Below are 13,736 nucleotides of genomic sequence, written 5' to 3'. Positions count from 1 at the left end.
AGCACTTGGTCAACAGCATCTCGTTTGAATGATTCGGGATAAGTACGTCTGGTCTTGGTCATAAACATAACTCCTGGGTGGCATTATCCACCTTAAGTTAGTGTCCACCTAGACCGGGACAGACCAATGGGCATGTTCTTTGGAAATGCAATTTTCCTAGCAAAAAACAAGACGCAATTCAGAATAAGTCCAGGCAGAGAGTAGGGCAGTGCCACGCAGTTTTTCCATCTTCCGATAGGCTCGTTAAAGCTGCTGCTGGCAAATGTGATGAGAGAAGAAGAGCAGGAGAACTAATGCTAGATTACCAGACTTACAATAACTACGCGATGTTCGCTTCCTGGACGGGCAAGAACCGTAAATTGGGTGAACGACGATTTACTATTTCGAAAACCAAATTCTTTCGGAATCAGGGCCATTATGATTATCTCTATGTCTAAACGCCTGGAGATACGAGAGTTTTAAACGACACTCCCCATAATTGCCAGAATGCATCAAATCAACTGCATAGTGCGTCTTAATATCTCACCATATTGGTGAAATCATCTGTTTTCCATTTCAAAATTAAATACTTTGCGAGAATTTTTTAAAACTGCTATAAAATAAGCCCAATTATGCGACGCTTACTAGTTATCCTTATGCTTTTGATCGTTCCGCTCCAGATAAGCTGGGCAGCGGCAGCGGTTTATTGTCAGCATGAAAGTAACCCGGTAACCGTGCATTTCGGTCACCATGAGCATAAGCATATTGCATCGTTGAGTGATCAAAAAAGTGATGTGCCGAAGTCTAGTTCGGCATCTGATATAGATTGCGCATTTTGTCATCTTGGTGACATTGCTATTGCAGAAATTCCTGCAGCTATTCTGATTTCTGACATCGTCAGCGTAACACCACGTATACCTGACACTTCTATACTTGCTTCAATTCTCCCTCCGCGTCCAGAACGTCCAAAGTGGGTCTACGCCGCTTCCTAATCCGGCACCCGCTCGTTCTATTTTTTCCTCGTTCTTGATGTAGTTCATAGCGTTGGCTGCTGGATTCCCTTTGTCTATTACTAAGGAAATTCGATGCAAAAGCCGTTATTGCCGCTTCTATTTGCGGCATCTCTAACATTACAAATTCCTGCTTACGCGCAGGTAATATCGTCATATGGTGGCGAAACCACTCAGAGTGGACAGATGAAGGCAGCAAATATCTCGCTGCTCACACTTGCTGCCGCTCTAGACCTGGCATATGGTGCCAACTCCGAAATTTCTGCTGCTCGTCGTGAAGTAGAAGCTACGGAAGGGATGATTCAACAAGCTGGAATCATTCCTAATCCTGAGCTTTCTACTACGATAGAAGACCTCAAACGTGACACGCGTACGACGACGGTTCAGATCAGCCAGCCCATTGAACTTGGGGGCAAACGGAGTGCACGTATCGCAGCCGCCGAACGTGCCCGAGATCTTGCGTTAGCAGATCTTTCAGCCAAACAAGCCGACATACGAGCGCTCGTAGTCGCTGCATTCTATGACGTAGTTATCGGTCAAGAGCGTTATCGGCTGGCCTTAAGCACAGTTGAACTAGCACAGCGAGCAACGACAATTGCCTCGAAACGTGTATTGGCAGGGAAGATTTCTCCCGTTGAAGAAACAAGAGCACGTGTCGCCGAAGCCGGCGTACGTATCGAACTTGCCCAAGCCTTAAATGATTTGGGGACAGCACGACGCGAGCTGGCCGCTACCTGGGGAGCTCGTACTCCAGACTTCGACAAGGTACAAGAACCTGCTGAAGATCTGCCTCCTCTTATTCCTCTGCCTGCTTTGATGCAGCGCCTCGAGCAATCTCCGCTTTTGGCACGTGCCAGGATAGAAGTTGAGCGAAGAAAAGCTATGACTGCGGTAGAGCGCTCACGCAGAATCCCTAATGTCACGCTCACTCTAGGTTCTAAGCGAGATGAGCAAGTGGGGCGTAATACAGCAGTAGTTGGTCTATCTATCCCGTTGCCTCTATTCGATCGCAATCAAGGGAATATTCTCGAAGCCCTACGTAGGACTGACAAAGCACGTGACGATTTGACCACCACCGAAGTGAGTTTGAATCGTGAACTTGGGCAAACGCACGGACGTTTAAGTACTTCAATTACTGAAGCAGAAATGTTGAAGTCGGAAGTCGTGCCTGCCGCGCAACGCGCGTATGAAGCAACGACCAAAGGTTTTGAACTAGGTAAATTTAGTTTCCTAGAGGTCCTTGATGCTCAACGTACTTTCTTCCAAGCCAAGTCGCAGTACTTGCGCTCATTAGCTGACACACACAGAGCCGCAGCCGCAATTGACCGTCTGCTTGGCGAACAATTTTCTGCCACAAAGAACTAGAGGCCACGATGAAAAACATTCCCCGTAACAAACAAACCACCTTCATCATAATCGTAATAGCTATCGGCCTTCTTTTAGGAGGCTTGATCTTAGTCTCGGATCCGAAAGGCGCGCAAAATGAAGAGTCCGGCAAAGGACATGCGGAAACTAAGGAGCACGCTGACACTGAGCATCATGGGAAAAAAAGTGCGACAAAACATGATGATGCGGGTGGGCATGAAGACAATGAGCATCACGCCGAATCAACACCTCAAAGTGGTCCTAAGGGCGGAAAATTATTCACTAAAGATGGATACGGCCTTGAGCTGACTATTTCTGAAAATGAGGGCAAGCCTCAATTTCGTGTTTATACCTACCAAGATGGAAAACCAGTCGATCCAGCCGGGACTAAGGTCGTCGTAACTCTGGAGCGGCTTGGTCGAAGCCCTCAAAGTATTTCATTCTCAAAGGAGAATGACTATTTAAAAAGTAACTCAATCATCGAAGAACCTCACTCATTTAAGGTTCAGATCAAGGCCACCAAAGGCGACCAATCATATGAGTTCTCATATGCGCAAGAAGAAGGCCAAGTTGCTATGAGCGACGAGCAATTAACAAAAAACGGCGTAAAAATCCTCAAGGCAGGGCCTGTCCGCATCAAAACAGAGTTGCAACTAATCGGAGAAATTCGTCTTAATGAAGACCGCACCGTCCAAGTGGTACCTAGACTAGCGGGCATTGTTGAGTCGGTCCGTGCAAACGCTGGGGATCGTGTACGTAAAGGCCAGATACTTGCAGTGATATCTAGCCAAGCGCTTTCCGATCAACGTAGCGAACTTCTTGCAGCTCAAAAACGTCTTGCGTTAGCTCGTACTACCTATGAGCGCGAAAAAACACTGTGGGAAGAAAAAATATCTGCTGAACAGGATTATTTGCAGGCTCGCACCACAATGCAGGAAGCACAAATCATTGCACAAAGTGCGCAACAGAAGCTCGCTGCTTTAGGCGCGTCACCATCCTCGACAAATCTGACTCAATACGAAATTCGATCACCAATTGATGGCGTCATCACTGAGAAGCGTATTTCTGCCGGAACAGTTGCGAAAGAAGACGCAAATATCTTTGATATTTCGGACTTGTCCACAGTGTGGGTTGATCTGACCGTCCGCGCTCAAGATATCAATGCCGTAAAAACCGGTCAAAAAGCGACTGTGAAGGCGACAGCATTTGATGCCGAAGGCACTGGAACGGTTTCCTATATAGGTTCCCTCGTAGGCGAACAAACGCGCGCTGCTAAAGCACGGATAGTGATGGCGAACCCTAAAGGTACTTGGCGTCCGGGTTTAGCAGTTAACGTTGCGTTGGTGTCTGATGAAGTCGACGTTCCTGTGGCAGTGACGACAGATTCTATCCAAACGTTAGGCAATGCAACCGTTGTTTTCGGTCGCTATGGTGAACTCTTTGAGGCACGACCGCTTGAGCTTGGCCGTCGTGGCGCGAAGTACGTTGAGGTTCTGAAAGGGCTAGAGACTGGAGAGGACTATGCAGGGACAAACAGCTTCCTTATCAAAGCTGAATTAGGCAAAGCGTCCGCTAGCCACGCCCATTAAGGATATCGATATGAAACAGATCATCGCGATTATTCAGCCGCATAGGCTTGACGCTGTCGAACATGCCCTGCAAAGCCTTAGTCATTTGCCTGGTTTTACCTTGTTTCAAGTACGGGGTCACGCAAGAGGTCGTGGAGTAGGGCATCTATTCGCAGCGGATGAATGGAATCCAGATATGCATGAGCACACTGCGTTGCTGATGTTTTGTTCTGACGACATCGCCCAAGAAGTTGTTGAAGCTATACGAAGCGCGTCGCGCACCGGCAATACAGGAGACGGTCTAATTGCCGTTTCCACGGTTGATGACATTGTGCGCATACAAAGTGGCGAACGCGGTAACGCAGCCCTCTAGCTCAAGGAAAATTCATGTTTGAGAAAATCATTCGCTTTGCCATCGACCAGCGATGGCTGGTCATGTTAATGACATTAGGTATTGCAGCATTTGGTATCTATAGTTACCAGAAACTGCCTATCGATGCTGTACCAGACATCACCAATGTCCAGGTTCAGATTAACACCAGCGCTCCAGGCTATTCCCCATTGGAGTCTGAACAACGGATTACCTATCCAATCGAAACCGTTATGGCAGGTCTGCCTAAATTGGAGCAAACGCGCTCCATTTCGCGGTATGGCCTGTCCCAAGTAACGGTCATCTTTAAGGAAGGGACCGACATCTATTTTGCTCGACAACTGGTCAACGAACGAATTCAAGAAGCAAAAGATAAGTTGCCTCCAGGTGTTGTCCCTGCGCTAGGCCCAATTTCGACTGGCCTCGGTGAAATCTATATGTGGACAGTCGAGGCTGAAGAAGGTGCATTGAAACCGGATGGAAAGCCCTACACGCCGACCGATCTGAAAGAGATCCAGGACTGGATTATCAAACCGCAATTACGTAATGTCCCTGGCGTCACAGAAATTAATACTATTGGCGGCAACGCAAAGGAATTTCAAGTCGCACCATACCCCGGGAAATTGATGTCTTACGGGCTCTCCTTAGCGGATTTAGTTACAGCCCTGGAGCGCAATAACAACAACGTCGGTGCCGGTTACATTGAGAAACGTGGCGAACAGTACTTGATTAGAGCTCCAGGACAGGTAACTGACTTGAACGATATTTCAAATATTGTCATCGGTACTAAACAGAGTATTCCTGTGCGAATCAAGGATGTCGCTGAAGTTATGCTCGGTTCTCAATTGAGAACAGGTGCTGCCATAGAAAATTCTCGTGAAATAGTCTTAGGTACAGTGTTCATGCTGATTGGTGAAAATAGCCGTTCGGTGGCTGAAGCCGTAGACAAAAAAATGGAAGAAATTCGCCGCACATTACCGGAAGGTGTGGTGGCGACTACTGTCTATGACCGCACGGTTTTAGTTGATAAGGCAATTGCAACAGTTAAAAAGAATTTGATGGAGGGGGCATTACTTGTCATCGCGATTCTCTTTCTTTTCTTAGGCAACATTCGCGCTGCAATTATTACCGCGATGGTAATTCCATTGGCCATGCTTTTTACATTCACCGGCATGGTCAATAACAAGGTAAGCGCCAATCTTATGAGTCTGGGGGCGCTAGATTTCGGAATCATCATTGATGGTGCCGTTGTTATCGTAGAAAACTGTATTAGGCGGCTATCACACGCCCAAGCGCACGCTGGAAGGTCTTTGACACGAAACGAACGCTTCCACGAAGTCTTTGAAGCTTCAAAAGAAGCGCGTCGTCCACTGATTTTCGGGCAACTGATCATCATGGTTGTGTATCTCCCGATCTTTGCCCTATCAGGGGTCGAGGGGAAAATGTTCCATCCGATGGCATTTACGGTGGTGGTGGCCTTATTTGGCGCGATGATTCTTTCGCTTACCTTTATCCCCGCGGCTGTGGCGCTTCTCATCGGTGACAAAGTTTCTGAAAAAGAGAATCGTCTGATTGGCTGGTCCAAACGTCGCTATGAACCGATGCTGGATTGGGTCATGGATAGGAAACCGCTCGTTCTTACAACTGTTGGCGTTGCGGTAGTGCTTTGTGGCTTGTTGTTGACACGTATGGGAAGTGAATTCATCCCGAGCCTCAATGAGGGCGATATTGCTCTGCAAGCGATGCGGATACCTGGGACCAGTTTGACGCAATCGATTGAAATGCAGAAGGAACTCGAGCGCAATCTTCGAACTTTCCCTGAAGTAAAACGCGTTTTCGCCAAGATTGGTACGGCAGAAATTGCGACAGATCCGATGCCGCCGAATGTCGCCGACACTTTCATTATTTTGAAACCTGAATCTGAATGGCCTTCTCCGAAACGCACCAAAGAAGAGTTAGTCACGGCTATGCAGAAGGTCGTAGCCGCTGTTCCGGGCAATAACTATGAGTTTACCCAGCCGATCCAAATGCGTTTCAATGAGCTGATTTCAGGTGTACGTGCCGATGTTGCCGTGAAAGTATTTGGTGACAACATGGACGTCATGAATGCCACTGCAGATCAGATTTCAGACGCACTATCTAGTGTGTCAGGTTCTGCTGACGTAAAAGTAGAACAAACTACTGGCTTGCCTATGCTCACAGTTCAGATCGATAGGGATAAGGCCGCAAGACTTGGAATTAACGTCTCAGATATTCAGGACGCTCTTTCTATTGCTGTGGGCGGTCGAGAGGCCGGGATCTTGTTTCAAGGTGATCGCCGATTCGACATCCTTGTTCGTTTGCCTGATGACTTACGTAACGATATTGACTCTATAAAGCGCATACCGATTCGTTTGCCTATTGCTGAAGGTGCTACGCCAGGTCAGGTTGGCTATACGCAGCTCGGCGAAGTTGCAGACCTCAACCTCGCACCAGGTCCTAATCAGGTAAGTCGCGAGAATGGGAAACGTCTCGTTATTGTGACAGCCAATGTGCGGGGACGTGATATCGGTTCGTTCGTAATGGACGCTCAGAAGAAAATTCAAGAGACCGTCAAAATACCTTCAGGCAACTGGATCAGTTGGGGCGGCACGTTTGAGCAACTGGAATCCGCCACAAAACGTCTGCAGATCGTTGTGCCAATTGCTCTATTGTTGGTATTCCTGCTGCTCTTCGTTATGTTTGGAAATGCCAAGGACGGGATGCTTGTCTTCACCGGCGTTCCTTTCGCACTAACCGGTGGCATCGCAGCGCTTTGGCTGCGAGACATTCCTCTTTCAATTTCGGCGGGGATCGGCTTTATCGCGCTTTCAGGTGTCGCCGTTCTTAACGGTCTGGTGATGATTTCATTTATCCGAAGTTTGCGAGAAGAGGGCAGAACGCTTGATGTCGCAATACACGAGGGCGCATTAACACGACTGCGGCCAGTATTGATGACGGCGTTGGTTGCGTCCCTAGGTTTTGTGCCGATGGCGCTGGCAACGGGTACTGGCGCAGAAGTTCAGCGACCACTCGCCACTGTCGTGATCGGCGGAATTATTTCTTCGACGATATTGACCTTATTGGTGTTGCCATTGCTGTACAAAATGGCGCATAGCCGAGACGAGGAAGGGCCTGCCGATTCGGAAAACGCACAACCAAGTTTCATGCAAAAACTCGCATTCTGGAAAAAATGGGGCAATTTAAGCTCTAAAAGTATCTAGGTGAGGGTGGGTGTCGGGGCTAAGTATGCTCCGACGCCCCTATTCAAGAAGGTATTGAATAGTACGAACGTATTAGTACTAAGAAGAGGACTAATGTGGACTGGAAAATGGAATTGCTATTTGCCGCCAGGATCGTGCTTTCAGGTCTGTTAGGCGCAATCATTGGCCTTGATCGAGAGCGTCAAGGAAGCGATGCAGGCGTGCGTACTTGTATGGCTATTTCGATCGGCTCTTGTGCATTTAGTCTTATCTCGCTTCATGTCGTTAATGGCGAGCCAACCAGGATTGCTGCACAAGTTGTGAGTGGAATCGGCTTCCTTGGCGCAGGCGTGATTCTCCAAGTTCGAGGAAGAATAGAAGGACTAACGACAGCAGCTACCTTATGGGCGACCGCATCTGTGGGTATGGCAAGTGCGTTCGGTATGTATGTGCTCGCAATACTAACTACTGCACTCATCTATGGCATGTTAGTGCTTCACCATTTCCCTGGATGGAAACGTTTTACGCGCAGTAAATGCAGGTCTAAAAATGAAACTGAGTAGTCTGGTAGTGGAAAGTTGATTTGTATCTTATGGCAGTTAACAAAGGAAAAAGGAAAACATCATGGGCATCTTTGAACGACTTTTAGGTGGCGGACATCATCGTCGGGATGGCGGTGGTCATCACGGTCGATATGACAATTCTTATCCGAGAAATCAGGACGAAAACTGGGGTAGATCACAGCCCACGGCAGCACCATCGACTCCGTGCAATGCGTGTGGCAGTTCAAATAGCAGTGCCGCCCGGTTTTGCCAACAATGCGGCACGTCGATGACTCCACATAAATGTACGGGGTGTAATGCAGATATGGCTCAGGGAATGAAATTCTGCGGAAAGTGTGGCAAGGAACGTTGACAAGAGTTGGCTGGAAGGTTGCACGTTAAACGTATATTCAACGAGACAGATAATCTATTTGAGGAATCTCATGAGCGCCGGTCATAACCATGCACTACCAAAAGGGCAGAATCAGAAGTATCTGTTGATAGCGTTCGTATTAACGTCAACTTTTCTGGTCGCTGAAGTAATAGGCGGGTTGGTAACAGGAAGCCTGGCATTGCTGTCTGATGCCGCACACATGCTGACGGATGCCAGCGCACTAGCTATTGCGCTGATAGCGATTCAAATAGCCAAACGTGCTGCCGACTCACGACGCACGTTTGGCTATCATCGCTTCGAAATATTAGCTGCGTCATTCAACGCGATCATGCTGTTTTTCGTGGCCATGTACATTCTCTACGAAGCATATCGCCGCTTTAAGTCACCGATAGAAATCCAATCGATGGGGATGCTGATTATTGCGTCTCTGGGACTGATCATTAATCTGATCAGTATGAAATTGCTGAGCTCAGGCAAGGATGCAAGTCTCAATATTAAGGGAGCCTATCTTGAGGTCTGGAGCGATATGTTGGGCTCGGTGGGCGTTATTGCTGGTGCGTTGATCATCCGATTCACTGGATGGACATGGGTTGATTCAGTAATTGCGGTCGGAATCGGATTTTGGGTTCTTCCAAGAACATGGATTCTATTAAGGGAAAGTATAAATGTCCTGCTGGAGGGGGTGCCTGAACATATAGATCTAGAAAAATTGCGCAAATCGGTGTCCGATATTGCAGGCGTCCGAAGTATTCACGACTTGCACGTTTGGTCCATTACTAGCGGGAAAATTAGTTTGACCATGCATGTCGTTGGCGATCTCGAGGCCTTTAACAGAGACCGCTTGTTGACGGAAATTCAAACGACACTGGCCGAGCAATGGGAAATTCACCATACAACAATACAGATGGAAGCAGAAGCATGTGATCAAGCGACGAACGATCATACATTTGGGCCACCTGGTGATTCTGAAAAAGATCATCCCCCAGAAAAATCAAGCTGATCCATTAATGCATTGATTCAATTTGCATACAAATTATGTTTGTAGAAAATAAATGGGTGCCGATGGATTTGGCCAATACGCTTATTGGCGTATCGATAATCATCGCCGCGATCATTTTTGGTGCATTGATTTGGTTTGGTCGTTCGGGGACGAAATCTTCTAAACAACGAAATGAAAAACAACACAAAACTCCGAGGAAAAGGCGTAAATTGCGTAAGAAAAATTAGCATGTGCTAATTTATTGGACCTATATTTAAGTGTTATTCTTTCTTTCAGAACGCCTGTAGAGGCATTAGATTACGAAATCATGGGTATATCATTTTCGAAATACTTCGCATTGGCAACGTTGGTCATATTTGCATTTATGACCAACGTTGGCATATGGAGTAATCATTCGAACTGGCTTACTCATGATCTCGAACACAACGTAAATGTCATTCCCGATCGAGCGACGGCAGATTTGCTAGACGAGTTTTCAAATGAATGAATGATCCATCATTTATTCACCGTCCGTGCATGCCTGCAATTTGTTGTTAACGCAAAGAGAAGTGCGATGGAAAAACTATATTCGATCTCTCGTTTTGATGAAGTCAAGACTTCTTCATACAAATTGTCCGTGATTGTTCCTCTGTTTAATGAAGAAAGTGTTTTGCCTATATTTCATGAACGCTTAAAAAATGCACTTTCAGGCCTTCATCAAGATTGCGAAATTATCTACGTAGATGATGGCAGTACAGACAAATCACATTTTCTATTGACGCAGCTGCGCTTAGCTAATCCAAAGATTGGGGTAGCTCGATTCACTAGAAATTTCGGGAAAGAAGAGGCCATGAGCGCCGGTTTGCGTTTGGCAACTGGCGATGCCGTGATCATTATCGATGCGGACCTTCAAGATCCTCCGGAGCTGATTCCAGAGATGCTCGCAGCATGGTTAGGCGGTGCGGACATTGTGAACATGCGCAGACGTTTCCGCAGTGGCGAGTCATGGCTCAAAAAGGCGACTGCTCACGCCTTCTATCGGGTTATCAATCGCTTAAGTGACGTGCCAGTTCCCGCAGATGTCGGCGATTTTCGCCTATTGAGCAGACGCGCCGTAGACGCTCTCAATCTCCTAGAAGAACGAAATCGCTTTATGAAAGGCCTGTTTGCCTGGGTCGGTTATAGACATGTGACACTTGATTACGACCGTGATGCACGTGCTGCCGGCACCACCAAATGGCGTTATTGGCGGCTTTGGAACTTTGCACTCGAGGGAATTACTGGCTTTTCGGTCGCCCCGTTAAAAATCGCAACCTATCTAGGTTTGCTGTTTTCTGGCATGGCATTTCTTTATGCCCTGTACTTTTTGATAAAGACACTGCTCATCGGTGAGTCGGTGAGGGGATTTCCAACGTTGATTGTCACCGTGATGATTTTAGGTGGACTGCAGTTGATGGCGATTGGAATTATCGGTGAGTACCTAGGGCGCCTATTTATAGAGAGTAAGCGACGTCCCCTCTATCTGCTGGAGCAATATGAGCCGCCATCTCAACCTGAAGATGGCACAAATCCTGTGATCGCTTCCTATAAAGAATCCGTCATGTCGGCGAATAAACATTGAGCACCACATACACCCGTGAACAAATTACTTAAGTCCTATCCAGACATTCTATTTGCATCGGCGACCGCTATTATCTTAGTCGGCCTTTGTAACTGGCAGTTTTGGACAACACTAGTCAAAAATATGTCGTTATCGGGATTTTCCGGGGTGGCCTTCATTTTTGCATTGTCTTTGCTTTTTACCTGGTTGTACGCTGTCTTGCTTTTGCTAATTCCAGGCCGTACTGCAATGAGATTACTAGGCGTAATCTTAATTATATTGGCTTCTTCCAGCGCTTATTTCGTCGATAATTTTGGCATTGGCATCGACTTGGACATGTTTCGCAATGTCGCGCAAACAGACTCCACAGAAGCATTTGGTTTGTTCAATGTGCGTCTTCTTGCGTACATTTTGGTATTCGGTTTTGCTCCATCCTGGATACTTTGGAAAATTAAATTCCAGCCCATTTCATTTCGAAGGTACGCCCTTCAACGGATCGTATTTATTTGGCTTGGAGCCATCTTTGTACTTCTGGCGATACTTCCTCAATCAGGGAAATTTGCCACATTTGTTAGAGAGCAAAAGTCAGTACGATACATGATGAATCCAGGCAATCTGATGTACGCCGCTTGGAATTATGCTCGCCATGAAGTCCGACCATTAGATACCGCTTTAACGGATATCGATGGAAATACACATCGTGTGATTACAACCTCCAGTTCGAAGCCATTGCTCATTTTCCTTGTTATTGGAGAGACGGCCAGAGCAGCCGATTTCCAGCTAATGGGGCATTCACGCCAAACGAACCCGCAACTTAGCGCGATCAACGATCTCTATCGCTTTACGGACATGAAGAGCTGCGGAACGTCTACAGCTGTTTCGTTGCCTTGTATTTTTTCCGGATCAGGAAGAGATGAATTCGATGTTGCTAAGGAACGTAGTAGGACAAACCTACTTGATACGTTGTCGAAAAACGGAGTCGCTGTAGAGTGGCGTGACAATAACAGCGGCTGTAAAGGAATTTGTGCCAGAGTTCAAACTGTGGCTATGCAACCTGCGATGGCACCATCATTGTGTGGACAGGATTACTGTCACGATGAAGTTTTACTTGCCGGATTGTCCGAGTCCATTACAAAAAAATCGACAGATCAACTGCTTGTCTTGCATAACATTGGAAGTCACGGACCAGCGTATTGGCGTCGCTATCCCGCATCTTTCGAGATATTCAAACCGACATGTCGAACCACTGATCTAGGCGCTTGTTCTTTAGACGAGATACATAACGCCTACGACAACACCATTCTTTATACGGATCACGTTCTCAGCCAAATGATCACCATGCTTCGTGATCTGTCAGACAGATACGACACTGCTTTTCTCTATGTATCCGACCACGGTGAGTCTCTTGGTGAAAATGGATTATTCCTGCACGGAGCACCGTATTTCTTTGCGCCAGATGTTCAGAAAAACATTCCACTGTTGTTGTGGATGTCGGAAGGGTATCGCAACAGGATGTCGGTTGATTCCGATTGCGTGAAGTCATTACAAACCAAGGCGTTTAGCCATGACAACATTTATCACACAGTTCTTGGCATGACAGAAATTGAAAATGCCGTCTACACACCAAAGCTGGACATGTTGAAACAATGCCGTCGTTTATAAGGAGCGATTGAATGGACAACGTTACAAACAAAGGTCACATACCTATTGGAAATCAGAGTTCTGATGATCGTTTCTGGGAGACATCGGTACGATTGTTCAGCAAGCGATTGGAGGTTGTCGCTTCGAATATAGCTAATGCGGATACGCCAAACTATAAAGCACGAGACATCGACTTTAAGACAGCCCTAAATCGAGCGCTGGCAGCACCAGACAAGATTGTGCCAAAAGGCACTTTGCCACAATCGTCTGCAGTGAATGATGTATTGCCCAAGCTTTTGTATCGCACTCCCTATCAGCAGAGTGTCGATGGCAATACCGTTGAGCTTGATACGGAAAGAGCGGTATTTACTACTACTGCAATCCGCTATGAGTTCGCAATGGAACAGGCAGTTAGTACATACAAAGAATTAAGTGATCTTTTCAAAAATCTAACATAGGGACATTTATTGGATTTTATTGAGGCATTGCTCAACGATGATCGACTAAAAAAATGGCCCTAAAGGGCCAGGTTTTGCATGTCAAACGGAGATGTCTAGCCACCGTATATTTGTTCGAATTTGCGCAGCTCTTCGCTAGTTCTAGCCTGTTTCAGCTCCGCCTTTACTTCGGATCGTGTTTTTGGAGCTTCTGCTGACTCCAGAATCGGGTAAGCGCTGTCTGAGGTCGATAGCTCGCCTGACTCTTTCGCTTTGCGGAGCTCTTCTTTCACTTGGGCAGTGGTCTTTTCAGATATTGATTGAAGCACAGGATAGCCAGATTCACCGGCGGTTGCCGTTTGCGAAAAGAATGCTGCCGAAGCAAGTGAAGTAGCAATGACAAAAATGGAATTTTTGATTTTTGATTTCATTTTTTTCTCCAAAAGTAAGTTAAGTAAATTCGTAAAACGTCTGCGATAAATTGTTTTTCCTAGGGAGTCATTTGAATCGCCCCGGCTTTACTAGACACATCTGAGCCTATAAATTTATAGGTTAACGGAGGTGTTATGAGTGCAAAGCGATATACAGAAGAATTCAAGATTGAAGCAGTCAAACAGGTCACAGAACGAG

General features: G+C 46.7%; 13 protein-coding genes. 12 read left to right on the top strand and 1 reads right to left on the bottom strand.

The genetic code is table 11. From position 1 onward, the window contains the following. Positions 1-635: 635 nt before the first annotated feature. From IXC47_RS18770 to flgB, 12 genes are all read left to right on the top strand, one after another. Positions 636-971, top strand: coding sequence for a cobalt-zinc-cadmium resistance protein (locus IXC47_RS18770; RefSeq protein ID WP_230089662.1), 336 nt, complete (start codon positions 636-638; stop codon positions 969-971). 93 nt (positions 972-1,064) lie between these two features. Beyond that, on the top strand, positions 1,065-2,354 hold the full coding sequence (locus tag IXC47_RS18765) for a TolC family protein (protein ID WP_012079625.1): 1,290 nt from the start codon (positions 1,065-1,067) through the stop codon (positions 2,352-2,354). 8 nt (positions 2,355-2,362) lie between these two features. Further along, on the top strand, positions 2,363-3,943 hold the full coding sequence (locus IXC47_RS18760) for an efflux RND transporter periplasmic adaptor subunit (RefSeq protein WP_012079624.1): 1,581 nt from the start codon (positions 2,363-2,365) through the stop codon (positions 3,941-3,943). A gap of 10 nt (positions 3,944-3,953) precedes the next feature. Beyond that, positions 3,954-4,295, top strand: coding sequence for a P-II family nitrogen regulator (locus IXC47_RS18755; RefSeq protein WP_076591302.1), 342 nt, complete (start codon positions 3,954-3,956; stop codon positions 4,293-4,295). Positions 4,296-4,309: 14 nt separating this feature from the next. Next, positions 4,310-7,534 (top strand): efflux RND transporter permease subunit, encoded by a 3,225-nt coding sequence (locus tag IXC47_RS18750; RefSeq protein WP_195876690.1) that lies wholly within the window; start codon positions 4,310-4,312, stop codon positions 7,532-7,534. A 107-nt stretch (positions 7,535-7,641) separates the two neighbouring features. Then, a complete protein-coding gene (locus IXC47_RS18745) occupies positions 7,642-8,076 on the top strand; it encodes an MgtC/SapB family protein (protein ID WP_041296494.1) in 435 nt (144 codons plus the stop codon). A gap of 61 nt (positions 8,077-8,137) precedes the next feature. Then, the gene (locus IXC47_RS19605) at positions 8,138-8,428 is read left to right on the top strand and encodes a double zinc ribbon domain-containing protein (RefSeq protein ID WP_083664366.1); all 291 of its coding nucleotides are present in this window, start codon (positions 8,138-8,140) and stop codon (positions 8,426-8,428) included. A 70-nt stretch (positions 8,429-8,498) separates the two neighbouring features. Next, on the top strand, positions 8,499-9,449 hold the full coding sequence (locus tag IXC47_RS18735; RefSeq protein WP_012079620.1) for a cation diffusion facilitator family transporter: 951 nt from the start codon (positions 8,499-8,501) through the stop codon (positions 9,447-9,449). A 35-nt stretch (positions 9,450-9,484) separates the two neighbouring features. After that, positions 9,485-9,676, top strand: coding sequence for a hypothetical protein (locus IXC47_RS18730; protein ID WP_041296493.1), 192 nt, complete (start codon positions 9,485-9,487; stop codon positions 9,674-9,676). 326 nt (positions 9,677-10,002) lie between these two features. Further along, positions 10,003-11,049 carry a glycosyltransferase family 2 protein gene (locus tag IXC47_RS18725; RefSeq protein ID WP_012079618.1) on the top strand — a complete coding sequence of 349 codons (1,047 nt, stop codon included), beginning with the start codon at positions 10,003-10,005 and terminating at the stop codon, positions 11,047-11,049. A 15-nt stretch (positions 11,050-11,064) separates the two neighbouring features. After that, complete coding sequence (locus tag IXC47_RS18720) at positions 11,065-12,690, top strand: phosphoethanolamine transferase (protein WP_041296492.1); 1,626 nt, start codon at positions 11,065-11,067, stop codon at positions 12,688-12,690. 11 nt (positions 12,691-12,701) lie between these two features. Next, positions 12,702-13,127, top strand: coding sequence for a flagellar basal body rod protein FlgB (gene flgB / locus IXC47_RS18715; protein WP_012079616.1), 426 nt, complete (start codon positions 12,702-12,704; stop codon positions 13,125-13,127). A 95-nt stretch (positions 13,128-13,222) separates the two neighbouring features. Here flgB and IXC47_RS18710 read toward each other — a convergent pair whose 3' ends face one another. Continuing rightward, complete coding sequence (locus tag IXC47_RS18710) at positions 13,223-13,537, bottom strand: DUF4148 domain-containing protein (RefSeq protein ID WP_012079615.1); 315 nt, start codon at positions 13,535-13,537, stop codon at positions 13,223-13,225. Positions 13,538-13,736 lie beyond the last annotated feature (199 nt).

Origin of the sequence: Herminiimonas contaminans (assembly GCF_015645465.1) — a bacterium.
In the GTDB taxonomy this organism is placed as follows: domain Bacteria; phylum Pseudomonadota; class Gammaproteobacteria; order Burkholderiales; family Burkholderiaceae_D; genus Oxalicibacterium; species Oxalicibacterium contaminans.
This window is presented reverse-complemented; position numbering and strand designations above follow the sequence as displayed.